Below are 21,443 nucleotides of genomic sequence, written 5' to 3' on the forward strand. Positions count from 1 at the left end.
ATGAGCATTAGCGAACAAGCGGTGTTCGACCTGGTGGTCCTCGGCAGCGGTGCCGGGGGTTTCGCCACCGCCGCCACGGCAGCCCGCCGTGGGCTGAAGGTGCTGGTGGTGGAAAAGGCCGAGCGCTTTGGCGGTACTTCGGCGATTTCCGGCGGCGCAGCGTGGATCTACGGCAGTGATCAGGCCCAGGCTGCCGGCGCCAAGGACTCCCCCGAGGCCATGCGCACCTACCTGCAGACGATCATCGGCGCAGGTTACGACCCGGCACTTGTGGATGCTTTCATCGAGCAGGGTCACCAGGCCCTGCGCTGGCTGGAGCACAACACCGAACTGCGCTACGGCCTGCGCCCGCACTCGCCGGACTACTACCCCGACGAACCCGGCGCCACCGAGTTCGGCCGCGCCCTGGAGATGGTCGAGTACGACGGTCGCCACCTCGGCTCGCGCTTCAAGGAGCTGAAGATGCCACCGCCCGGCATGCTGCTGTTCGGTGGCATGATGGTCAACCGCGTAGACATCCAGCACTTCCTCAACCTGCGCCGCTCACCCGCCTCGCTGTGGCACTGCCTGAAGCTGATGGCGCGGTATGCGCGGGACCGCCTGCACCACCCACGAGGGACTCGCCTGACCACCGGCAACGCGCTGATCGCGCGCCTGGCCAGCAGCGCCTTTGCCCACGGCACTGAACTGTGGCTGCGCAGCGAGGCCGAGGAACTGATCGTCGAACGCGGCAGGGTGACCGGCGTGGTGGTGATGCGCGAAGGCCGACGGCTACGGGTGCACGCTCGCGGTGGCGTGGTCTGCGCCATGGGCGGTTTTGCCGCCGGGCTGCTGGCCGCCCGCTATCGCCCGGATGCCGAGGCGCCACACCTGAGCATGTCGCCGCCCACCAATGACGGCGCCGCCCTGCGCCTTGGCGAGGCGGTGGCGGCGGCCCAGGGCGACGGCCTGGCGGCCAATTTCTTCTGGGCGCCGGTGTCCGAGCTGCGCCATGCCAATGGCGAGCGCGAGCGCTTTCCGCACCTGGTCACCGACCGCGCCAAGCCTGGAGTGATCGCGGTCGACCCGGCCGGGCGGCGCTTCGTCAACGAGTCCAACTCGTACCACCACTTCGTGCAGACCATGTTCGCCAACGGCATCGGCCATTGCTGGCTGATCTGCGACGCCGAGGCAATGAACCGCTATGGCCTGGGCCTGGCGCGACCCAAACCGGTGGACAACGCGGCACTGGTCACTGCTGGCTACCTGCACAACGCCGACAGCGTGGCGGCGCTGGCCGAGGCCATCGGCGTCGATCCACAGGCCTTGCAGCAGACGCTGGAGCACTTCAATGCCGACGCCCGCAACGGCATCGACCGTGCCTTCGGCAAGGGCGGCAACAGCTACAACCGCTACATGGGCGACCCACAGCATCAGCCCAATCCGTGCCTGGCCCCGCTGACCAAAGCGCCGTTCCACGCCATCCGCCTGCATACCGGCGACCTCGGCTCGGCACGCGGCCTGGTGACCGACGCCAGTGCCAATGTGCTGAACCGCAGCGGCGCGCCCATTGCCGGGCTGTATGCCGTGGGCAACGACATGAACTCAATGATGAACGGCACCTACCCCGGCCCTGGGATCACCCTCGGCCCCGCCCTCACCTTCGGCTGGATCGCAGCCAGCCATATTGCCGAGCGCCTGCAGGCGCCCGCCACCCACCAGGAGCAACCCGCATGTACTACGAACTGAGAACCTACACCCTCGACCCACTGAAGATGGCCGACTGGCTGGCCCTGTACCAGAGCCATGCACTGGAGGTGCAAAGCGAGCACCTGGGCGATCTGGTGGGCTTCTTCACCAGCGAATTCGGCGAGGTCAACCAGGTGGTGCATATGTGGGCCTACGCCAGCCTCGACGAACGCATGGCACGCCGTGCCACGATGGCAGCCGACCCACGCTGGGCGGAGTTTTCACGGCGCAATCGGGAGCTGGGCGCGGTGCTGCAGCTGCACTCACGGCTGCTGCGGCCCACGGGCTTTTCGCCGCTGCAATAACCCTTACCACTGACAAGCGCCGACCCTGTGGGAGCCGCGCTTGCCGGCGATGGGGCGCGAAGCGGCCCCGGCTATTTATGCAGCAACCTCGAAATTGTGGGGCCGCTTCGCGCCCCATCGCCGGCAAGCGCGGCTCCCACAAGTACAGCGCACGCCTGGAAGCTCCCACATGGCTTCCACAACCTTGACTGCATAAGGATCTATTCATGCAACCCATCGCGTGTGACGTACTTGTCATCGGCTCCGGTGCCTCTGGCCTGGCGGCCGCCGTTACCGCCGCGCATCACGGCCTCAAGGTGATCGTCGCGGAAAAGGCCAGCCAGCTTGGCGGCACCAGCGCCTGGTCGGGGGGCTGGCTGTGGATTCCGCGCAACCCGCTGGCCGTTGCCGAAGGCATCGTCGAACCCGACGACGCAGCGGAACGTTACCTGCGCGCCCAGACCGGGGTCGCCGAACTGGACCCTCGCCAGCGCGCCTTCCTGCGCCATGGCCCGGAAATGGTGGCATTCTTCCAGCAGCACACCGCCGTGCAGTTCCAGTCCGGCAGCAAGATGCCCGACATGCGTGAAGGCGACGGCAGCGCACGTGGCGGGCGCTCGCTGTGCGCGCTGCCGTTCGACGGGCGGTTGCTTGGCCCATGGCTGCACACGCTGCGCCCGCCGCTGGACATCGTCAGCCTGGCGGGCATCGGCATCGCCGGTGGCGCGGACATGGCCGCCTTCTTCAACGCCCGCCGCTCGCCGAAGGCTGCCCTGCACGTCGGCAAGCGCCTGCTGCGTCATGGCCGCGACCTGTTGCTGCATCCGCGCGGCCTGCACCTGGTCAACGGCAACGCCCTGGTCGCCCGCCTGTTGCGCAGCGCCCTGGACCTTGGCGTGACCTTGCTCACCGACAAGCCGGCCACTCGCTTGCTCGGTAATGGGCGCATCGACGGCGCCCAGTTCGCCGATGGCCAGGTGATCCACGCACGCCGTGGCGTGGTGCTGGCGTGTGGTGGCTTTGCCCATGACTCCCAGCGCATTGCCCAGCTGATGCCCCATGCGCCGGATGGCGACCAGCATTACTCGGCCGCACCGCCAGAGAACAGCGGTGATGGCCTGCGCCTGGGCGAACAGGTTGGAGCTCGCGTCGGCACACTGGTTCAGGCCGGCGCCTGGGCACCGGTCTCGCGGGTGCCGCGCCGTGACGGCAGCATTGGCCACTTTCCACACTTGATCGACCGCGCCAAGCCCGGCTTCATTGCCGTGCGCCGTGATGGCCGACGTTTCGTCAACGAAGCCGATTGCTACCACGACTTCATGAATGCGCTGTTCGCCGCCACGCCACAGGGCGAACCTCACGAGGCCTGGCTGATCTGCGACCACGCCGCACAACGGCGCTACGGCATCGGCTGGGCCAAGCCGTTCCCGTTCCCGACCGGCTTCTACCAGCGCCGCGGCTACCTGTTCAGCGGTCAGTCCCTGGCAGAGCTGGCGCAGCGCTGCGGGATCGATGCCGCGCAACTGCAAGACACCGTGGCCGACTTCAATCGCCATGCCGCGCAGGGTGAAGACCCGGCCTTCCAACGCGGCGCCTCGGCCTACAACAAGGCCCAGGGTGAACCGCTGCAGGGGCCGAACCCCTCGTTGCGCCCCTTGCTGCACGGCCCTTTCCATGCGGTGAAGCTGCTGCCTGGCAGCCTCGGCACCTTCGCCGGCCTGTACACGGATGCCTCGGCACGCGTGCTCGATCACGCGCAGCAGCCGATACCCGGCCTGTTCGCGGTCGGCAACGACATGCACAGCGTGATGGCCGGGCATTATCCTAGCGGTGGTATCACCCTGGGGCCGGGCATGACCTTCGGCTATCTGGCGGGCAAGGCGCTGGCCAGTTTGTGAGGTTGGTTCGCTATTGTTCGGTTATCGAACAATAGCCCCCTCCAGCGAATTGACGGTCGCCGCTTCACTGCTCACCATGCACCGGCCTTGCGTGTACCCCCTGCCTGGGGCCAGGTCACGTTCGAGAAAAAGCCGTTCATTACAATTTCAAGAAACGACCAGGATATGAACCACTCCAAGCTCACTACCGCCAGCCCACGGCTGCCATCCGCCGGCATCGGCGACAAGATCCGTGGCGCCTTCGCCGTCGGCAAGACCCGTTGGGGCATGCTCGCCCTGGTGTTCTTCGCCACCACCCTGAACTACATCGACCGCGCCGCGCTCGGCATCATGCAGCCGGAACTGGCCAAGGCCATGAGCTGGACGGCGATGGACTACGCCAACATCAACTTCTGGTTCCAGGTTGGCTATGCGGTCGGCTTCGTGCTGCAGGGCCGGCTGATCGACAAGGTCGGCGTCAAACGCGCCTTCTTCGCCGCCGTGCTGCTGTGGAGCCTGGCCACCGGCGCCCACGGCCTGGCCACCTCGGCGGCCGGTTTCATGGTCTGCCGCTTCATCCTCGGCCTGACCGAAGCGGCCAACTACCCGGCCTGTGTGAAGACCGTGCGCCTGTGGTTCCCTGCCGGCGAGCGCGCCATCGCCACCGGCCTGTTCAACGCCGGCACCAACGTCGGCGCCATGGTCACCCCGGCCCTGCTGCCGCTGATTCTGACCGTCTGGGGCTGGCAGGCCGCGTTCATCGCCATGGGCTGCCTGGGCCTGGTCTGGCTGGTGTTCTGGGGCCTGAAGTACTTCAACCCGGAAGAGCACCCAAGCGTGCGCCAGAGCGAGCTCGACTACATCCAGCAGGACGTTGAGCCGGAGGTGGCGCGCCTGCCTTTCAGCCGCATCCTCGGCATGCGTGGCACCTGGGCGTTCGCCGTGGCCTACTCCATCACCGCGCCGGTGTTCTGGTTCTACCTGTACTGGCTGCCGCCGTTCCTCAACCAGCAGTACAACTTAGGGATCAGCGTGACCCAGATGGGCATCCCGCTGATGCTGATCTGGCTGACCGCCGACTTCGGCAGCATCGGCGGCGGCATCCTGTCCTCGTGGCTGATCGGCCGCGGCGTGCGCGCCACCACCGCGCGCCTGGTGTCGATGCTGATCTTTGCCTGCACCATGGTCAGCGTAACCTTCGCCGCCCATGCCAGCGGCCTGTGGATCGCGGTACTGGCCATCGCCCTGGCAGTCGGCGCGCACCAGGCCTGGACCGCGAACATCTGGAGCCTGGTGATGGACTACACGCCCAAGCACCTGATCAGCACGGTGTTCGGCTTCGCCAGCATGTGCGCGGCGATTGGCGGGATGTTCATGACGCAGATCGTCGGCAGCGTGCTGATGGCGACGAACAACAACTATGCCGTGCTGTTCACCATGATCCCGGCCATGTACTTCCTGGCGCTGATCTGGATGTACTTCATGGCGCCACGCAAGATCGAAGCCCAATAGGCGCGAACTCCAGTTACCTCGGTGGGGCCCTGACGGGCCCCTTTTTTATGCGTGCCTGGGTTTCACTGATAAACCACCGGCCCCGAGACCTGGGCAGTACTTGTCGGAACAACTGCCCTGCTCAATTTCTTAACGCTGGCGCGATTCCTGGGAAAGCGGTCTGACGCGAACGGCAGCTTTCGACCCCAAAGCGGACACTAATCCAAAGCTCATTTAAAATTGTTATAAAAGCGAACGATTTGTTATCTGTATCACGGATCGCTCTGCAGCGAGCGATAGCAGTTATCAGCTGAGGCTACACCGCTGCGTTTAATCTAAGCCAATCGGCCACAGTGGAAACTTTTACATTTTCTCGATAGTTATAAGATACTTCTTTTTTCCACGCTACACCAGCGCCGTTGTCGTTGCCTTGCGCGAACACCAGTCGATATCGTTTCAAGACGTTGTTGGGATCTTTTTTGAGCTCGGCCTGCAAGAAAGGAATCGTCCAAACATTCCGTGCGACGGAATAATCCAGCGCCTCATCTATGAGATCTGCCAGCTGACGATAGGAAACGGTGTCGCCCGCAGTGTAGATTACTTTACTGGTAATTTCAGGCTCGGAAAGTACTGCTTTCGCTGTCAGTTTACCAATGTCTTGAGGCGTGGTGACAGTCACGGACGTATCCCAGTCGCCGAGTGCATTAACTGTCCTGTTTTCGAGATCTACCACGCCAAAGGATGGCTCAAAGAGAAAGCTTGTGAACATACCAGTAGAAATAATCGTCCAGTCGATCCTGCTTTGTGAACGCAATAGATCACGAACGTCAAGTTGCTCGTCGAAGAGTGGCTGAGCGCTACCGCGGCCGATCACGTCGTAATCAACACCAAACTGCCAAGGATAGTATTTTCTGACACATGACTCGATCGCGGCCAAAGCTAGCTTTAGCTGCGTGCCTGGACCAGCAGCAAAACCTACGCAACTAACCACTACTTCAAACTTGCCAAAAGTTTCGGCTATGGTTTCCAGGCTGTCACCCACCACATCCCCCGCAATCACGCTAACGCCTAGAGCATCAAGTTCAGTTAGCAGTTCATCCCGTTGGCTTGCTGAACTGCCGGATGAGGTCCTCAGCATTACCGAGACATCTGCCTTTCCGATGGCCACCCCTTGGCCTGATAACTCGCGCAGAACCTCTAGCCCCAATTCACCTGCGCCCAACACGAGTATCCTACGCTTTTTGAAAGTAGTCTCAATAGTCATCATGCCACCTCGTTAAAACTGAAAACACTCAGAATGAGCAATTGGCGACTCTTGAAGCCGCTAGACAGCTAACGATTTTGGCTAAAAGTGTAAACAATGTCTGCGCCGAAACTCGATTTCACAATTGCACAAATGCGAATTATGGCTTTCGATCAAATCTCATTTGGCTTCGACGCTTTGCATTTAGAAAGCTGGTGTAATGGGTTAATTGCCTAGTCCTAATTTTGAGTTTTTGAATAGCTCAATTACCCAGTCTACAAACGACCTCAGCGTCGGTGAGTGGTAACTGCTGTGGTGATACATCACTGAGATCGGCACGGGCGGTGCGGTGTAACCCTCAAGCACTGAAACTAGTCTGCCGGAATCCAAATGGCGCCAAACCATGTAGCTGCCCACCCGTATCAGGCCAAGGCCTTCCAGGCCGCATGTCACATAGCTGTCTGTGTCATTTACCGCTAGCTTTTCAGGAACCCGCACGAAGACCGGTTCGTCGTTGATCAAGTAATGCCATTCGATGGATCGCCCGGTCCTGCTAGACAGGTAACCCACTGACTGATGCTTCTGCAAGTCGTCCAAGGACCTGGGTACGCCATACGCTTGAAGGTATTGTGGAGAGGCGCACGTTACCCAATCGAAACTGCCAATTTGCCGAGCTACCAGGCTTGCGGAGTCAAGCGGCACTCCGGTTCGGACCACGCAATCGATGCCTTCCTGTACCAGGTCTACGGTCCGGTCACTCAGACCGATGACCAATTCGACCTCAGGAAATCGCTGCTGGTACTCGCGCACTGCAGGCAAAACGAAAAGACGACCTAAAGAATTCGAGATATCCACACGCAATCTGCCTCGCGGCGTGGCATTCCCGCCCGGAAAGGTGGATTCCGCACGATCAATGTCAGCCAGCACCTGTCGGCAGTGACGGTAGTAATGCTCACCATCCGCTGTCAGGCTCAGCTGCCGTGTCGTCCGATTCAGCAAGCGGACCCCCAGGTAATCCTCAAGATTCTTGATTATCCGGGTGGCCGAGGATGGCATGATCCCCAAGGCCTCGGCTGCTTTATTGAAGCTGTTGGTCTCCACTACCCGGGCAAAAACCTGCATTGCTTGCAAACGATCCATCCCATCCCCTCTTCTCTGCGAAGCACAACCGGCAGCTATAGGCTGCCACAGCTGTGCACAGACAGGTAACAGCCAAAAAGACCTACCCAGGTGCCCCGTGATTCGATACACGAGGTCACAAATGAATTACCTCAGGGCATATTTATCAATTCACCCTGGATTCTTAAAGTTTCTCCATCAACAGCTCATTACTCGATGCCACTTAATAGAGGAACTTACCATGCCATTCATCAGCGTCCGTATCACTCGTGATGGTGTTACCCGAGAGCAAAAGGCTCAGGTAATAAAAGAAATCACCGAAACTATGGAGCGTGTACTTCATAAAGACCCTAAGTTGACCCACATCGTGATCGAAGAGGTCGATACTGATAACTGGGGCTACTCCGGCATTACGACAACCGAGTACAGAAAGCAATTGTCGGAGTCAAAGCCATGAAACACACAGTAAAAATCGACTTTGTTTCTGATGTCGTCTGTCCTTGGTGTGCGCTTGGCTCGACTGCTTTGGATCAAGCCATCGCCAACGTAGCCGGCGAAATCGATGTCAAGTTGACGTTTAAACCGTTTGAGCTCAATCCCGATATGCCCGCTGAGGGTGAGGACGCTATCCAACACATGATTCGCAAGTACGGAAGAACTTCGCATCAGGTGGCAGAACGTAATCAGATGATTATTGAAAGAGGGCGCGAGCTCGGCTTTGAGTTTAATCTTGAAAGGCGAACTCACTTTTTCAATACCCATGATGCACATCGCCTGTTGTTCTGGGCGGCGAATGAAGGGTTCCAAAGCGAGCTTCACCGAGCGCTGATTGAGGCTTACTTCGTGAATGGGCAAAACCCTAGCAGTCACGAGACTTTGGTGGCGTTGGCTCAGAAAGTCGGTTTGAACGCCCAGCAAGCGCAGGTAGTACTTGAAAGCGGGCAATTCACCGACGAAATCCGAGCGCTCGAAAATTTTTACTTGGACCGCGGCATCAACTCTGTACCCGCAATCGTACTGAACAATCGGCAAGTCGTCGCAGGTTCACAGCCTGTTGAGTATTACGAGCAAGTGCTAAGGCAGGCGGCACAAGCCGCTTCGTCTAACTGAAAACTTAATCATAGTAGAGGAAATATCATGAGCAATTCTCAAAAAGTAATCATCGTAACTGGCGCATCTCAAGGCATTGGTGCGGGTGTAGTGGAAGGATTCCGAGCCCTCGGCCACAAAGTGGTAGCGACCTCGCGCTCCATTCAACCATCGACCGATCCAGATATCCTGACTGTTGCCGGTGATATCGCGGATCCGGCCACAGCGGAACGAGTGGTGCGCGAAGCCGTTGCCCGCTTCGGGCGCATCGACACTCTCGTCAACAACGCCGGGATTTTTGTTGCCAAGCCGTTCACCAGCTACACCAAAGAAGACTATGCGCAAGTCGTTGCGACCAATATGAGCGGCTTCTTCTACATCTCCCAACTCGCCATCGCGGAAATGGAAAAGAATGGTAGCGGGCATGTGGTCAGCGTCACCACCAGCCTGGTTGACCACGCAATCGACGGCGTTCCTTCGGTAATGGCATCGCTCACCAAAGGTGGCATCAACGCTGCCACCAAATCGATCGCAATTGAGTATGCCAAACGAGGCATCCGCGCTAACGCCGTGTCGCCTGGCATCATCAAGACCCCTATGCATGGCGCCGAAACTCACGATGCCCTGGGCAAGCTGCATCCCATCGGTCACATGGGCGAGATCAACGACATCGTTCAAGCGATTCTCTACTTGGACAGCGCTTCGTTTGTCACCGGCGAGATCTTGCATGTCGATGGCGGTCAGAGCGCAGGCCATTGATTGACAGAATGCTCATCACCGGCACGTTCCGGTGATGAGCAGATTTCAAGTGAGGGCTGGTTTTTTAGAAATCGAATGCACTGCGATAGGCATAAACGCCTGGTCCGCCGCCTGTAAACAGGAATAGTAGGTTTGCCCCCTCGACGAAATCTCCCACAGCTATGTCATGAAGCATGCCGGCAAAAGCTTTTGCAGAGTAAACCGGATCAAGCCCCCAACACGGAGGGCTGGCCTCTTTGAAAGCATCGAGCGTGCTTGGGCTATGGATTAAACGCTGGTATCAACAACGAGGCGCCCGCGAATCTTTCCAGCCAAAAGGTCATCTGCAACAGGGATGACTTCTGAAAGCGGTACTTCCCGTGTTAACTGCTCCAGAACCGACAGATCCAGCTCCGCGTTCAGTCGAGCCCATGCCTCGACTCGCTCGGCATATGGACGTGTCACGCTGTTGATCCCCAAGAGGCTCACCCCCCTCAGAATGAAGGGTGCTACTGTCGCCGGGAAATCCATGCCCTGTGCCAGGCCACAAGCGGCAACCCAGCCGTCGGCTTTGGTCTGAGCACATACGTTCGCAAGGGTGTGACTTCCTACAGAGTCAATTGCCGCTGTCCAGCGCTCTTTGCCCAAAGGCTTACCAGGTGTAGATAACGTGTTTCGATCAATCACTTCCGTCGCGCCCAGCCGGACCAAGTGGTCTGCCTCATCTAACCGGCCGGTCGAGGCAATGACCTCATACCCTCGGGCGGCCAGCAGCGCTACGGCAATGCTGCCGACGCCACCATTCGCCCCGGTTACCAAAACAGGCCCTGCATCAGGCTTTAGACCGGCGCGCTCCAGGGCGATCAGGCTAAGCATGGATGTGTAACCCGCGGTGCCTATCGCCATGGCGTTATGGGGTGTCATCCCCTGCGGAAGAGGAATCAGCCAATCTGCGCTCACCCGGGCCTTCTGGGACAGGCCGCCCCAATGACTTTCCCCAACACCCCAGCCGTTGAGTAAAACAGAATCGCCTTCGCGATAGCGGCTGTCTTCGCTGCGCTGCACCACCCCTACAAAATCAATTCCCGGAATCATGGGAAAGTGCCGGGCGATCGGACTGCGGCTTGTGATGCAAAGGGCATCTTTGTAGTTCAGCGTACTGTGAGACACCGCAACGGTGACACTGCCGGCTGGCAATTGGTCATCGGATAGCTCTCTGTAATGGGCCTGCTTAGCGCCTTCTTGGTTCTCCACAACGACTGCATTGAACATAGCGACTCCTTTTAGACCGGTTGTCTAGTAATCGACGATAAAAACTCACCGGGCAATGCCGGCGAGAAATCCCCTGACGAAGATTGACAGTGGGTGACCACTTTCGCAGAGACGTGCGCGCGTGATTGCGCCCTCCCAGCCAATCCAGAAAAAAGCTGCCAGTTGTTCACACTCCACAGACTGGGCTATCGATTGGTTGGCCTGCGCTTCCTGGAGGCATTGGCTGAGTAGTGCCTCCCAAACTCGAAAAATCTTCTCTATCTGATCGCGAAAATCATCGGGCAGCAAAGTCACTTCCTGGCCGAGATTGCCTACCAGGCAGCCGCGACGCCAGTTGTACTTTTCCATGCCGATGAGCGACTCCTGCAGCAGATCTTCGATGCGCTCCAACGGTTCTCGATGGGGGTTGAGCAGGATCCGGCGCAGGCGGCGCTCAAAGAAATTTCCGTATTCAGCGAGGACCTCACGCCCGAAGGCATCCTTGCTGTCGAAATAGTGATAGAAGGAGCCTTTCGGTACGGAGACCCGCTTGAGAACCTGTTCGATACCGGTAGTGTTGAATCCTTGCTCGGTCAGCAGCTCCACGCCACAGCGGATCAATGCACGCCGAGTATCGGGATCGCCACGCGAGATTTTTGGGGGGCGCCCGCGCCTGGGGGCTTTCATTGAAATGTCCATCCAAGGATAATTAGACCGAGCAGTCTAAATGTCAAGCAACGTTCTCCAGTCGGTGCAATTGTCTACCGCAGTCCGACACCAAGCCTTCTATCAGCCCCTGTACGGATAAATCCTATGAAGCGGCATTTTGACGATCTGCAGTTGGGAAGTATTGAGCTGTTTTGCCTGTCTGCGGAAGCGGGCAGCTTTACTGCCGCAGCTCAGCTCGCTGGCGTTACTCCGGCCGCAGTGAGCAGGTCGATCCTTCGCTTGGAAAAAAGGCTGGGCTCACGGCTGTTCGCAAGGACAACGCGAAGCATTCGGTTGACCGATGCGGGAAAGGATTTTTTCGAGCAGTGCAGCCAGGCGCTCACGCAACTGGTAGAGGCCCAGCAGGCAGTTATGGGCGCTCAAGCAACGCCTTCAGGCCGCCTTCGTATCAGCCTGCCCACGACTTATGGGCACCACCGCATCCTGCCTTTGCTGCCAAAATTTCGTGAGCTATATCCTGATGTAACCGTTGATATCCACCTCGGTAATCGAAATATCGACTTTGTTGCAGAAGGGTACGACCTGGCGATTCGGGTACGAGCTCAGCCTGATTCCACGATGATTGCGAGGTTACTGGAGGATGCAAAGTTGGTTGTCGTAGCGTCTCCAGCCTACCTGCAGAAGGTCGGGGCACCGCAGACCTTGCAGGACCTGGACCAGCATGAATGCATTCAATTTGAGCTTCCGAGTAGCGGGCGGCGTATCTCTTGGCTGTTCCAAGAGGACGGTCGAGAGCGTGAGGTATTCACTGCTGGAAGCTATTCCTGTTCCGACGACGTGCTGGGCGGAGTGACACTTGCCAAGAACGGTGCCGGATTATTCCAAACCTACAAATTCATCGTGGAACAAGAGCTCGCTGATGGGCGACTCGTCGAAGTCTTGAAACCGTTTAGCGGGCGATCAAGGCCGTACACGTTGTTGTACCCTCACGGTCGTCATATCCCGCAGAGGGTGCGCGCTTTTGTAGATTTCCTGGTTCAGTATCGCGAAGAGTGGGCTTCGCTCTAGCACGAAAGTTGGTCCCCTATTCCGTGTTCGAGTAGGGGCGAACGAAACACGACGCAGGATTCTCACCCAGTTATGAGAGCTTGATAGGGATCCAAGCGGATTGGGTGTCTCAATCCTTGGGTGAGTGTTGCGCCCGCCTGGGAGTTGAATGCCAACTTACGGCATGGCTGGAAGCCTAAGCAAACCAGCAAAAGATGCGCTGTCGAGTCGTCTTTTAATCGCTCATGGGCGAACCTCGCCCATCGTCGAGCTCGATTCACGGGGTGCAAGCGCATTGATAACTGTGGCCGCTAAAGACAGCAGAATGCCAACCGCGGCAAGGCCGATCCAGCCGGCCTGGTGCACCCCATAATTTCCCAATGCGGCGCCGATCGCTCCCCCCAGAAAATACGACCCCATGAATACGGTATTTAGCCGACTTCTGGCCTCGGTCCTCAGGGTGAATACGCGTGCCTGGTTGGCAACCAGCCCGGCACGATTGCCTAGGTCGAGCAGCACCATGCCGAGGATCAGCCAGCCAAGATGTTGCCCGCCCGCTCCAATGCAGGCGAAGCCCAGGACGAGGGTCATCGCGCCGGCTAGAACCATGGTGTGTCTGCCCAGGCGATCGGTCAGCGTGCCAATACAAGGTGACGCGACGATCCCCAACAACGCGACCAGGCCAAACAGACCAATGGTAGCGGAGTCGAGTCCGTATGGAGGTTGTGCCAATAGCGCGGCAAGCGAAGCCCACAGCGCACTGAATGCAGCGAACATCAGCAGGCCGCTCGCCGCGCAGTAACGCAGCACGCTTTCCTGTTTGACCAGGCTGCCTAACGAACCCAGGAGCCGCCCGTAGCTTATCGTCTGCAGACTCGCGGTGGCGGGCAGGCGCTTGGCAACGATGAACAGCAGTAGGACATCGCTGAGCGAGGCCAGCACAAAGACGACTCTCCACCCCGCATGTGCACCGGCGAAGCCCCCGAGCATGCGGGCCAGTAACAGGCCTGCCGAGAGGCCGCTGAGTAGGCTCCCGACGATGCGACCTCTCTCAGCTGGAGTGGCCAAGCTCGACACACAGGGGATGATGAGCTGCGCAGTGATCGCCGTAACGCCAACCAAGAGGCTGCTCACGCACAGTATCGTGAAAGTCGGCGCTACAGCGCAAAGAAGTAAGGCAACGGCATTACCCGCGATGGCCAGCAGCGCGAGTTGGCGGGGCTGTCGACAATCGGCGAGCGGCACGATGAACAGCAGGCCTAGCGCATAGCCAAGCTGTGTCAGGGTGCCGATCAGGCCGGCCTGTGTAGGTGCCAGGCCAAAAGACGCGGCCATCTGGGGCAGAAGCGGCTGGTGGTAGTAGATGGTCGAGACCGCCAGCGCGCAGCACAGGGCCATCAGCGTTACGAGGCGGCTGGAAACTCCCATTGGCGATACGCAAGAGGCAAACATGACGCAGCCCCTTCACTGCAGTTGCAAAGTCTGCACGAGCCCGCGGGTGTCGACGATGCTGTGAGCAAACGTCGGCCCGTTCAGTTCGTGCGCCGCGTGCATCATTTCCTTGCTGAAGGCGGCAGTCGCATCGCGGACCAGCGTGACGTGATAACCCAACTCCATGGCGAAGCGTGCCGTCGATTCGATGCAGGTGTTCGCCAGCAGGCCGACGACGATTACGTGTGTGATGCCTCGTTGCTTCAGCTGGAAATCGAGGTCGGTATTGGCGAACCCACTTTGTCCCCAGTGTTCCTGGATGATGATGTCGCCCTCCTGTGGCACGAAATCGGGATGCCACTCGCCGCCCCAGGAACCCTTGGCAAAGGTGTGACGTTCCTGGATCAGGCGTTGGGTGGGATTGGGGTGAGCCCAGCGGGTGTAGTCGCCGGGCTGCCAGCGCCGATGAGGCACGTAGTACACCTGAATTGCTTGTGCCCGCACGGCGGCAACGGTCCTGCGCAGGTTGTCGAGCAGTTGAACCTCGTCCGCGACGCTTCTGAGCATGGGATAAAGCTTGCCGCCATCGGACAGGAAGTCATTGTAGGGGTCGACCAGCAGCAGAGCGGTCCGCTCCGAGGCATACACAGGATGGGTCATGATGGTGCTCCAGGTGAGAGAGGCGTTCTGGGACGTTTGCTATACCGACAAATGCCGCGCTGCGACAGCGCAAGCCGCATAGGCCTCATACTAACTATGAAATTCATAGTGTCAACAGAGATGAGGCTTTGAGCGTTATTCCATGCGACATGGTTAATCTCGCTGGGTTACTATGAAAACAATAGTTTCTGCGGAGAAAGCAGCGTGATGTCGAGGCTGGACGTGACAAGCGATACGGTGTGCCCGGTGGCACGCTCGATGGATCTAGTGGGCGACAAATGGACCATTTTGGTCCTGCGTGAGCTGTACATAGGCGCGACACGCTTCGAGGAAATGCTGATCCAGACCACCGCTACGCCCCAGATGCTGACTTCGCGGCTCAAAGCGCTGGAGGCGAATGGCCTGGTCGAACGCCGGCCCTACAGCGAGAAGCCGCTGCGCTACGAATATCATCTGACCGACAAGGGCTGGGACTTCTATCCTGTGATTTACGCGCTGCGCGCCTGGGGCGAGAAGTGGTGCAAGCACCCGGATGAGGGGCTGGCCGTGCATTTCGTGCACCGCGCCTGCGGCCATGATGTGGGTGTGGCCAGCGTTTGTCCTCACTGCGGCGACGCTGTGGAACGCGAGGACTTGGAAGCGCTGATCAGCGATCGTTTCCTTCACGAACGCGAGTTTCGTCGAGATGCTTTCAAGCGGAAGTAGCTGAGGCTAAGAGGCTTTCCTGTACTGACATGTTTGAATTGGAAGTGAACGCTATGAAGGGAAGCAATTAGCCGGGGTCTTGCTCAGTGCCTGAAGACTAAGCGTCCTGAGCCTGAATGGTACCGGCAGGCTCCCTCTCTTCTTTCAATAGGATGATCAAAGCTGCTGCCAGGCCGGCAAGCATCGCGATGGACATGACAGCCCTGGCCGAGAACGAAAGGGCTAAGGCGAGGAAACCTAGGCCAACTACCATCCATGCCGTCAGGGGAATGGTTCTGTCTGGGCTGTACATGGGCGTCTCCGAATATTGCCTCATGAATGCCTATGCGAGCACTCATGAAGGCTAGGACCAGGCGGGCTCAGTCAATATCAGGCCGAGCTTGAGCAGTCCATTGAACTACCGATGGCCGTTTCCACTGATTTTTCGCATAGGCGGCCAGCTTCGGTGGCACATCGTCACCGTTCATGACCATCCGATTCAGAAGAAGAGCCAGGTCAACATCGACGATGCTCCACTCCCCAAAGAGATTGGCCTCTGGATTTTCTATCAGCGGATCGATCGCTTCGAACAGCCGATGCGCGGCCTGTTGGGCGTCTTCGGATAGCGGATTGTTGGTTGGTCGGTAGAAGATCACAGCAGTGGAGCGCTCTTCACGAATGGGCATGAAATCACTGCGTATCCATGCCTGAAGTTGCCGAGCACGTGCTTTAGCACGAGGCGCACGAGGATATAAAGGCCCGTCGGGGTAAACGTAATCCAAGTACTCGGTAATGGCTGAAGATTCAGTCAATGCAAAACCGTCATCAATGATCATGGGCACCCGGCGCGTGATCGATAGCTTGGCGTACTCAGCGCTGTGCTGCTCACCAGCGTCGATGTCGATGTTAATGATGTCAAAATCCAGACCTTTTTCCACCAAGGCAACAAATACCGACATGGAGTAGGGACTAGCGAACAAATGGTCTACGTACAACTGAATCTTGGATGACATACCCGCTCCTCGTTTAATGCTCACAGTTGATTTCAGCCGCTAGCAACTTGATCAAAGCTGCTGCTGGCATTTCCCTAGCAAGCGGAGCCCCCTGCCCCGCCCATTGCACCGCGAAATCAAAATTACTTTGCGCGTTTGCTGCGGCATTCAGAGCTTTATTGGCATCGTAGGTGACGGGATATGCCGGGATAGAGGCGTGCTCCGAAGGTATATCCGTGAAGTTCCGATTGACCATGCCCCGGGCAGGTCGCCCAGAAATCACACTGGTTACCTGGGTGTGATAGGCGCGATGGCTTTTCATTGCTTCCCGGTACACAGCGTTTGCGGATGTCTCAGGGCAGAGGATAAAGGCTGTGCCGAGCTGAGCACCGCAGGCGCCGAGCGCCATTGCAGCTTTGATCCCTGCCCCGTCCATAATTCCGCCAGCCGCTACCACTGGTAACTTGCATCGCGACGTCAGCAACCGAACCAATGCCATGACTCCGATCGCATCATCGTTCGCCGGCTCGAAGACCCCTCTGTGGCCCCCGGCCTCGATACCTTGGGCTATGAGCACATGCACGCCAGCGCGCTCAGCCAATTGCGCCTCTTCGAGGTTTGTGACTGAGCACATCGTCACGATACCTGCTGCATTGAGCGCATTGATCATCGACTGGGGAGGAAGGCCGAAATGGAAGCTGACTACGTCAGGCCGCTCTTCCAGGAGCATTTGCAGCATCGGTACATCTTCAACGAAGGAGGTGTAGATCTCTCTCAACGAACTTGGCGGCACAGCCTCATACTCAGCAAAAAGTGGTGCAAGACGGCGAAGCCAGCCTTGCTCTAAATCCTCATTCCGTTCAGCAGGGCGATGACAAAAAACGTTCACGTTGAACGGTTTGTCCGTAAGCCTAAAGGTCTCGCGGATCATTTCCCGTGCTTGGTCTACCGAACTGGCTCCAATGCCGATTGACCCCAGGCCGCCTGCGTTGGAAACCGCTGCGGCCAGTTTGGGCGTTGAGACCCCGACCATGGGGGCCTGGATGACGGGGATTTCGATCTCAAGAAGCGACTGCAGCGGGTTTGGCATCGCGTTTACCTCTGTTATCTCGTCAGGCCCTACCATGAGCTTGACTTACTATCTCTCATGGAGAATATTTCTTCCAATACGTTCTCTGCAAGAGATTTGAGGTGGTTGATGGATCTAGCGGTATTGGAAATTTTTCGTGCGGTAGCGGAAGCGCAAAGCGTGACGCGAGCGGCCGCGGCCCTGAATCGCGTGCAGTCGAACGTCACGACCAGGATCCGGCAGCTTGAGGACGAACTGGGTGTTGAGCTTTTCCTGCGTGATGGAAAACGCATGAAACTGTCCGAGCGGGGCCAGGAGTTCCTTGTCTACGCTCAGCAGATTCTTGCGCTCACAGAACAAGCGAAGCAGTCCATGCATCCCGATCGCCCGGCTGGCCTACTGCGCCTGGGGACAATGGAAAGTACTGCTGCCAGTCGCCTGCCACAGAAACTGGCTTGCTTTCACCGCGAGCATCCTGAGGTGGAGTTGACCGTTACAACCGGACCGACAGGACGAATGCTTGATGCTGTGATGGAGCGGCGTGTGGATTGTGCGTTGGTCGCACAACCCTCTTCCCTTAAGGATGGGCGTTGGGAAGCAGAGCCGTTCCCGCCTGAAATTGAGAGCCTCCCAGTCTTCACCGAAGAACTCGTATTGGTGTTGCCTGAAGGTCATCCGGTAGTGAATGGGCCCGATGATGTGTCGTTGACGACACTAGGCGGTTTCGCCTCCAGCTGTTCATACCGCCAAATCGCCGAGCAGTGGTTCAACAGCGGGAATGGGCGGCCTTTTCGAACTTTGAAGGTGCAGGAACTAGGGTCGTATCACGGGATATTGGCATGTGTGACGGCCGGGTCGTGCTTTGGCATCGTGCCGCGTTCTGTACTAGAACTGATTGGCGGCACGACGAACCTGACGCTGCATCCGATTATGCAGATTGATACCCAGTTGGTTTGCCGTGCTGGCTACCACACCCCGGCCTTCAAATCGTTGCGAGACCTGCTGCTGAGCTGATTCATCCCGCTTGGCCTTGGCGGCGTTTTCGGAACTCAGCCACCTTATGACGGTTCCCGCACAAGGCCATGCTGCACCAGCGTCGCTTATGAGATTTGGTTCGGTCATAGAACATGAGTGAACAGTCCGGGCTCTCGCATTTCCTGACAAGACTGAAATCACCTTCTGCCAGCAGCTCTGCTGCTGAGTACGCCAACCTGGCGAGCTGGCGGCTGGCTTCATCTTTGTGATGAAAACGGTCCAGCTCTGGTTGGTGAGCACCCCATGTCAACTGCGGTACCGCATCACGCAAGAAACTGTTGAGCACCGAAGGGTCGGCGTCGCGTTCTTCGCGCCGTGCATGAACAAGGACTTCAACCGCATCCCGCAGGGTGCGGAGGTTCGATAGGAGCACTCCGCCTTTCGCCGACGGTAAAGATGCCGGACCAAAACCAGCTTGAGCCAGCCATGTAAAGGCTTGCTCATCACTGTTCAAAAGGTCCGTCTTTCGTCCGTCCACCATCATCACAGTATTGAGAAGGTCGAGCGCCGGGTGGTCTGCCAGCACGTAGGGCGCCGGAAGGTTCGCTGCAGGATTAGGCGGGGTCATATGGCCTCCTTTGGGTGTCGACAGTGATTGTAACCGATAAAAAAGATTTGACTAGTTACAAAAGCTGTGCAAAATGAAGCCACGTAACCGCTAAAACCAACCAAACCAGTTACAGGAGCTAAAGCAATGACCCAGTCCAAGCACACCAATGTCGCTTTCAAATTCGCCGAAGCTGATGGCGTCCGTGTCTTCTATCGAGAGGCCGGTGCTCCTGACGCTCCTGTCCTCCTTCTTTTGCACGGCTTCCCGAGCTCATCGCACCAGTTCCGTGATCTGATCCCTCTGCTGGCATCCCGTTATCGGATCATCGCTCCCGATCTGCCTGGCTTCGGCTTCACCGAAGTCCCAGCCGAGCGGGAGTACGTATACACCTTCGATGCGATCGGTAAGACGATCGGCGATTTCGTCGAGAAGCTGGGCCTCAAGCGCTACGCGATGTACTTCTTCGACTACGGTGCGCCGACTGGTTTGCGCTTGGCTCTCGCACATCCGGAGCGTGTCAGTGCGATCATTTCCCAGAACGGCAATGCTTACCTGGAAGGTCTTGGAGAGGCTTGGGCACCGATCCGTAAGTACTGGGAAGATGGCCTGCCGGAAAGCCGCCAAGTCATCAACGATGCAATTCTGCATCTGGAGGGGACCCGCTGGCAGTATGTGGAGGGGGTAAGTGATCCTAGTCAGATTGCCCCTGAGTCTTACTACCTCGATGCCCTTCTGCTTGAGCGGCCGGGCAACAAAGAGATTCAGCTCGACTTGTTCTATGACTATCAGAACAACCTGAAGCTGTATCCTGAATTCCAGCAGTTCTTTCGAACCACGAAGGTGCCGACCCTGGCGATCTGGGGCAAGGGTGATCCTTTCTTCATTCCACCAGGAGCCGAAGCCTTCAAGCGGGACAACCCGAATGCCGTCGTCGAGCTGCTGGATACCGGGCATTTCGCATTGGAGACGCACGTCCAGTACATCGCTGACCGGATCGTCGAAGTGCTGGGCGACTCGATCAACTGATTGATCCCTAAAACGCCACGAACCTTGTTCGTGGCGTTTTCATTTCTGAATAAAGCTATCGCCCATGGACATCATCAATTTTCCCTTTTTTGCCGCCGCTGTCCTCGCACTCCATGCCACCCCAGGGCCCGACACAGCCTATGTTGTCGGGCGCACCCTTGCGCATGGCAGGGGGGCTGGCCTCATCTCGGCGTTGGGTATCACAGCGGGTTGTCTGGTTCACACGATTGCTAGCACATTAGGATTCAGTGCACTGATCGCGGCGGTTCCAGCCGCATTTGATGCTGTGCGTATTCTCGGTGCCTTGTACCTCGCTTATCAGGGCGTCAGGCTGATACTCAGCAAACCGTCGGTTTCAGCGGAGGGCGGTGGCTTGCACGCTTCGCTTTCATATCGCAGGTTGTTCACTCAGGCCTTCCTCACAAACGTCCTGAATCCCAAAGTGATCCTGTTCTACCTCGCATTCTTCCCTCAATTTGTCGATCCTGAGGGTGTTCATAAGCCCGCGGCCTATCTAGTGCTTGGAGTTTATTTCGCAGTCACTGCAGGTATCTGGGCGAGTGGCGTTGTGTGGTTTGCTGGGGCCTTGGGACGGAAAATGAAAACAAGCCAGGCTAAGGCAGTGCTGCTCAATCGCGCTATAGGGGCTTTGTTCGTTGGGCTGGGAGCCAAGTTACTGGCCTCATCCTAGTGGCCAAGGCTTCGCCTCAGCCAATTCCAAAACGAAGGGGCCGCAATGCGGCCCCTTTCATTTAGCTTGGCCAGCAGGACTGGCGAATGATGCTGCAGAAGTTACCAGGCTGGAAGCCAGGCTCCTTGTCGGCGATCACATCTGCCTTGACGTTGCCGAATGTCGTATGCGGCTTGTGGCGGATGCCGTTGTAGAACGTCTGGATAATCGCTTCTTTGAAGCGATCGCCACGAGGATGTGCAAGAACGACGGCATCCCGATCGTCAGCGCTGAGTTCTTCATGGTGCAACCCGAGAACATCAGTCTCTACACCAGCGGTGACCAATGCAATGAGCGGGTGCATATGTCCCGGAATGCCTGGAGTGGTGTGAAGTGCAATTGCAGTCCAAACGCGCTCTATGTCGCGCTCGTTGACGCCGTGACCTTCCAGAAAATCACGCGCAGCATTCGCCCCATCGACCTCGAAACGGCAGCAATCGCTGCTGTGCTGGTGGGTTAGGCCCATGTCATGGAACATGCAACCCGCGTAGAGGAGCTCGTCGTCGTACTTCAGGCCCAGTCGCTTACCGGCGAGCGATGCGAAATAAAAGACGCGGCTCGAATGATGGAAAAGAAGGGGCGAAGCGGTGTCCCGGACCAGTTCGGTGATTTCTCGGGCCATCGAACTGTCGGGCACGTAAATGCCAGCAATAGCGTTAGTCATGTTGAGATCCTGGGAGGGTGAGTGAGGACTCCATTCTGAGTGTCCACGCAAATGGCATCAATTGAC

Annotated in this window: 23 protein-coding genes; 12 read left to right on the top strand and 11 right to left on the bottom strand. The window is 58.1% G+C overall.

Annotation, left to right across the window (positions count from 1 at the left end; all coding sequences use genetic code 11):
* The 4 genes from C2H86_RS00715 to C2H86_RS00730 all read left to right on the top strand — a co-directional run bounded on the left by C2H86_RS00715 (window position 1) and on the right by C2H86_RS00730 (window position 5,401).
* The gene (locus C2H86_RS00715; protein WP_159411014.1) at window positions 1–1,728 is read left to right on the top strand and encodes an FAD-dependent oxidoreductase; all 1,728 of its coding nucleotides are present in this window, start codon (window positions 1–3) and stop codon (window positions 1,726–1,728) included.
* Window positions 1,713–2,033, top strand: a complete 321-nt coding sequence (locus tag C2H86_RS00720; RefSeq protein ID WP_159411015.1) for an NIPSNAP family protein — start codon at window positions 1,713–1,715, stop codon at window positions 2,031–2,033. The genes C2H86_RS00715 and C2H86_RS00720 overlap by 16 nt, the downstream gene beginning before the upstream one ends.
* Before the next feature lie 206 nt (window positions 2,034–2,239).
* On the top strand, window positions 2,240–3,910 hold the full coding sequence (locus C2H86_RS00725; RefSeq protein ID WP_159411016.1) for an FAD-dependent oxidoreductase: 1,671 nt from the start codon (window positions 2,240–2,242) through the stop codon (window positions 3,908–3,910).
* A 165-nt stretch (window positions 3,911–4,075) separates the two neighbouring features.
* Complete coding sequence (locus tag C2H86_RS00730; RefSeq protein WP_159411017.1) at window positions 4,076–5,401, top strand: MFS transporter; 1,326 nt, start codon at window positions 4,076–4,078, stop codon at window positions 5,399–5,401.
* Between the two features lie 295 nt (window positions 5,402–5,696).
* Here the strand turns inward: C2H86_RS00730 and C2H86_RS00735 are convergent, their stop codons facing one another.
* Window positions 5,697–6,644 carry an aromatic alcohol reductase gene (locus tag C2H86_RS00735; protein ID WP_159413035.1) on the bottom strand — a complete coding sequence of 316 codons (948 nt, stop codon included), beginning with the start codon at window positions 6,642–6,644 and terminating at the stop codon, window positions 5,697–5,699.
* A gap of 204 nt (window positions 6,645–6,848) precedes the next feature.
* Window positions 6,849–7,763 carry a LysR family transcriptional regulator gene (locus C2H86_RS00740; RefSeq protein ID WP_159411018.1) on the bottom strand — a complete coding sequence of 305 codons (915 nt, stop codon included), beginning with the start codon at window positions 7,761–7,763 and terminating at the stop codon, window positions 6,849–6,851.
* Window positions 7,764–7,983: 220 nt separating this feature from the next.
* Here C2H86_RS00740 and C2H86_RS00745 point away from each other — a divergent pair, with 220 nt between their 5' ends.
* The 3 genes from C2H86_RS00745 to C2H86_RS00755 are packed head-to-tail and all read left to right on the top strand — an operon-like array spanning window position 7,984 to window position 9,590.
* Window positions 7,984–8,199: a tautomerase family protein gene (locus tag C2H86_RS00745; protein WP_046614894.1), complete on the top strand. Its 216-nt coding sequence runs from the start codon at window positions 7,984–7,986 to the stop codon at window positions 8,197–8,199.
* On the top strand, window positions 8,196–8,852 hold the full coding sequence (locus C2H86_RS00750; RefSeq protein WP_159411019.1) for a DsbA family oxidoreductase: 657 nt from the start codon (window positions 8,196–8,198) through the stop codon (window positions 8,850–8,852). Before C2H86_RS00745 ends, C2H86_RS00750 begins: the two co-directional genes overlap by 4 nt.
* A 27-nt stretch (window positions 8,853–8,879) precedes the next feature.
* A complete protein-coding gene (locus C2H86_RS00755) occupies window positions 8,880–9,590 on the top strand; it encodes an SDR family NAD(P)-dependent oxidoreductase (RefSeq protein ID WP_159411020.1) in 711 nt (236 codons plus the stop codon).
* A 267-nt stretch (window positions 9,591–9,857) separates the two neighbouring features.
* Here C2H86_RS00755 and C2H86_RS00760 read toward each other — a convergent pair whose 3' ends face one another.
* On the bottom strand, window positions 9,858–10,841 hold the full coding sequence (locus C2H86_RS00760; protein WP_159411021.1) for an MDR family oxidoreductase: 984 nt from the start codon (window positions 10,839–10,841) through the stop codon (window positions 9,858–9,860).
* A gap of 45 nt (window positions 10,842–10,886) precedes the next feature.
* Window positions 10,887–11,507: a TetR/AcrR family transcriptional regulator gene (locus C2H86_RS00765; RefSeq protein ID WP_205524589.1), complete on the bottom strand. Its 621-nt coding sequence runs from the start codon at window positions 11,505–11,507 to the stop codon at window positions 10,887–10,889.
* A gap of 126 nt (window positions 11,508–11,633) precedes the next feature.
* Here C2H86_RS00765 and C2H86_RS00770 point away from each other — a divergent pair, with 126 nt between their 5' ends.
* Window positions 11,634–12,557 carry a LysR family transcriptional regulator gene (locus C2H86_RS00770; protein ID WP_159411022.1) on the top strand — a complete coding sequence of 308 codons (924 nt, stop codon included), beginning with the start codon at window positions 11,634–11,636 and terminating at the stop codon, window positions 12,555–12,557.
* Window positions 12,558–12,779: 222 nt separating this feature from the next.
* Here C2H86_RS00770 and C2H86_RS00775 read toward each other — a convergent pair whose 3' ends face one another.
* Together C2H86_RS00775 and C2H86_RS00780 are read right to left on the bottom strand one after the other, a co-directional pair.
* Window positions 12,780–13,988, bottom strand: a complete 1,209-nt coding sequence (locus C2H86_RS00775; protein WP_240349670.1) for an MFS transporter — start codon at window positions 13,986–13,988, stop codon at window positions 12,780–12,782.
* Between the two features lie 12 nt (window positions 13,989–14,000).
* Window positions 14,001–14,627 (bottom strand): isochorismatase family cysteine hydrolase, encoded by a 627-nt coding sequence (locus C2H86_RS00780; RefSeq protein ID WP_159411023.1) that lies wholly within the window; start codon window positions 14,625–14,627, stop codon window positions 14,001–14,003.
* A 207-nt stretch (window positions 14,628–14,834) separates the two neighbouring features.
* Here C2H86_RS00780 and C2H86_RS00785 point away from each other — a divergent pair, with 207 nt between their 5' ends.
* Entirely contained in the window at window positions 14,835–15,332 is a 498-nt protein-coding gene (locus tag C2H86_RS00785; RefSeq protein ID WP_159411024.1) for a winged helix-turn-helix transcriptional regulator, read from the top strand.
* Window positions 15,333–15,429: 97 nt separating this feature from the next.
* On the opposite strand, the gene C2H86_RS00790 is transcribed toward C2H86_RS00785, so the two are convergent.
* The 3 genes from C2H86_RS00790 to C2H86_RS00800 all read right to left on the bottom strand — a co-directional run bounded on the left by C2H86_RS00790 (window position 15,430) and on the right by C2H86_RS00800 (window position 17,393).
* Window positions 15,430–15,624: a hypothetical protein gene (locus tag C2H86_RS00790; RefSeq protein WP_159411025.1), complete on the bottom strand. Its 195-nt coding sequence runs from the start codon at window positions 15,622–15,624 to the stop codon at window positions 15,430–15,432.
* A gap of 67 nt (window positions 15,625–15,691) precedes the next feature.
* Window positions 15,692–16,324 carry a glutathione transferase gene (gene yfcF, locus C2H86_RS00795; protein ID WP_159411026.1) on the bottom strand — a complete coding sequence of 211 codons (633 nt, stop codon included), beginning with the start codon at window positions 16,322–16,324 and terminating at the stop codon, window positions 15,692–15,694.
* A 13-nt stretch (window positions 16,325–16,337) separates the two neighbouring features.
* Window positions 16,338–17,393 carry an NAD(P)H-dependent flavin oxidoreductase gene (locus tag C2H86_RS00800; protein WP_159411027.1) on the bottom strand — a complete coding sequence of 352 codons (1,056 nt, stop codon included), beginning with the start codon at window positions 17,391–17,393 and terminating at the stop codon, window positions 16,338–16,340.
* 108 nt (window positions 17,394–17,501) lie between these two features.
* Here C2H86_RS00800 and C2H86_RS00805 point away from each other — a divergent pair, with 108 nt between their 5' ends.
* Window positions 17,502–18,386, top strand: a complete 885-nt coding sequence (locus C2H86_RS00805) for a LysR family transcriptional regulator (protein ID WP_159413038.1) — start codon at window positions 17,502–17,504, stop codon at window positions 18,384–18,386.
* A 1-nt stretch (window position 18,387) separates the two neighbouring features.
* Here the strand turns inward: C2H86_RS00805 and C2H86_RS00810 are convergent, their stop codons facing one another.
* Entirely contained in the window at window positions 18,388–18,975 is a 588-nt protein-coding gene (locus C2H86_RS00810) for a CGNR zinc finger domain-containing protein (RefSeq protein WP_159411028.1), read from the bottom strand.
* 126 nt (window positions 18,976–19,101) lie between these two features.
* On the opposite strand from C2H86_RS00810, the gene C2H86_RS00815 reads away from it, so the two are divergent.
* Complete coding sequence (locus C2H86_RS00815) at window positions 19,102–19,983, top strand: alpha/beta fold hydrolase (RefSeq protein WP_003290584.1); 882 nt, start codon at window positions 19,102–19,104, stop codon at window positions 19,981–19,983.
* A gap of 64 nt (window positions 19,984–20,047) precedes the next feature.
* Window positions 20,048–20,674, top strand: a complete 627-nt coding sequence (locus C2H86_RS00820) for a LysE family translocator (RefSeq protein WP_159411029.1) — start codon at window positions 20,048–20,050, stop codon at window positions 20,672–20,674.
* Window positions 20,675–20,735: 61 nt separating this feature from the next.
* Here C2H86_RS00820 and C2H86_RS00825 read toward each other — a convergent pair whose 3' ends face one another.
* Entirely contained in the window at window positions 20,736–21,377 is a 642-nt protein-coding gene (locus tag C2H86_RS00825; RefSeq protein ID WP_159411030.1) for an HD domain-containing protein, read from the bottom strand.
* Window positions 21,378–21,443: the final 66 nt, after the last annotated feature.

It is taken from the genome of Pseudomonas putida, assembly GCF_009883635.2.
Lineage (GTDB): Bacteria > Pseudomonadota > Gammaproteobacteria > Pseudomonadales > Pseudomonadaceae > Aquipseudomonas > Aquipseudomonas putida_W.

Coding starts and splice junctions, on each gene's coding strand:
- C2H86_RS00715 (WP_159411014.1), top strand. CDS start 1: ATGAGCATTAGCGAACAAGCGGTGTTCGACCTGGTGGTCCTCGGCAGC.
- C2H86_RS00720 (WP_159411015.1), top strand. CDS start 1,713: ATGTACTACGAACTGAGAACCTACACCCTCGACCCACTGAAGATGGCC.
- C2H86_RS00725 (WP_159411016.1), top strand. CDS start 2,240: ATGCAACCCATCGCGTGTGACGTACTTGTCATCGGCTCCGGTGCCTCT.
- C2H86_RS00730 (WP_159411017.1), top strand. CDS start 4,076: ATGAACCACTCCAAGCTCACTACCGCCAGCCCACGGCTGCCATCCGCC.
- C2H86_RS00735 (WP_159413035.1), bottom strand. CDS start 6,644: ATGACTATTGAGACTACTTTCAAAAAGCGTAGGATACTCGTGTTGGGC.
- C2H86_RS00740 (WP_159411018.1), bottom strand. CDS start 7,763: ATGGATCGTTTGCAAGCAATGCAGGTTTTTGCCCGGGTAGTGGAGACC.
- C2H86_RS00745 (WP_046614894.1), top strand. CDS start 7,984: ATGCCATTCATCAGCGTCCGTATCACTCGTGATGGTGTTACCCGAGAG.
- C2H86_RS00750 (WP_159411019.1), top strand. CDS start 8,196: ATGAAACACACAGTAAAAATCGACTTTGTTTCTGATGTCGTCTGTCCT.
- C2H86_RS00755 (WP_159411020.1), top strand. CDS start 8,880: ATGAGCAATTCTCAAAAAGTAATCATCGTAACTGGCGCATCTCAAGGC.
- C2H86_RS00760 (WP_159411021.1), bottom strand. CDS start 10,841: ATGTTCAATGCAGTCGTTGTGGAGAACCAAGAAGGCGCTAAGCAGGCC.
- C2H86_RS00765 (WP_205524589.1), bottom strand. CDS start 11,507: ATGAAAGCCCCCAGGCGCGGGCGCCCCCCAAAAATCTCGCGTGGCGAT.
- C2H86_RS00770 (WP_159411022.1), top strand. CDS start 11,634: ATGAAGCGGCATTTTGACGATCTGCAGTTGGGAAGTATTGAGCTGTTT.
- C2H86_RS00775 (WP_240349670.1), bottom strand. CDS start 13,988: ATGTTTGCCTCTTGCGTATCGCCAATGGGAGTTTCCAGCCGCCTCGTA.
- C2H86_RS00780 (WP_159411023.1), bottom strand. CDS start 14,627: ATGACCCATCCTGTGTATGCCTCGGAGCGGACCGCTCTGCTGCTGGTC.
- C2H86_RS00785 (WP_159411024.1), top strand. CDS start 14,835: ATGTCGAGGCTGGACGTGACAAGCGATACGGTGTGCCCGGTGGCACGC.
- C2H86_RS00790 (WP_159411025.1), bottom strand. CDS start 15,624: ATGTACAGCCCAGACAGAACCATTCCCCTGACGGCATGGATGGTAGTT.
- yfcF (WP_159411026.1), bottom strand. CDS start 16,324: ATGTCATCCAAGATTCAGTTGTACGTAGACCATTTGTTCGCTAGTCCC.
- C2H86_RS00800 (WP_159411027.1), bottom strand. CDS start 17,393: ATGCCAAACCCGCTGCAGTCGCTTCTTGAGATCGAAATCCCCGTCATC.
- C2H86_RS00805 (WP_159413038.1), top strand. CDS start 17,502: ATGGATCTAGCGGTATTGGAAATTTTTCGTGCGGTAGCGGAAGCGCAA.
- C2H86_RS00810 (WP_159411028.1), bottom strand. CDS start 18,975: ATGACCCCGCCTAATCCTGCAGCGAACCTTCCGGCGCCCTACGTGCTG.
- C2H86_RS00815 (WP_003290584.1), top strand. CDS start 19,102: ATGACCCAGTCCAAGCACACCAATGTCGCTTTCAAATTCGCCGAAGCT.
- C2H86_RS00820 (WP_159411029.1), top strand. CDS start 20,048: ATGGACATCATCAATTTTCCCTTTTTTGCCGCCGCTGTCCTCGCACTC.
- C2H86_RS00825 (WP_159411030.1), bottom strand. CDS start 21,377: ATGACTAACGCTATTGCTGGCATTTACGTGCCCGACAGTTCGATGGCC.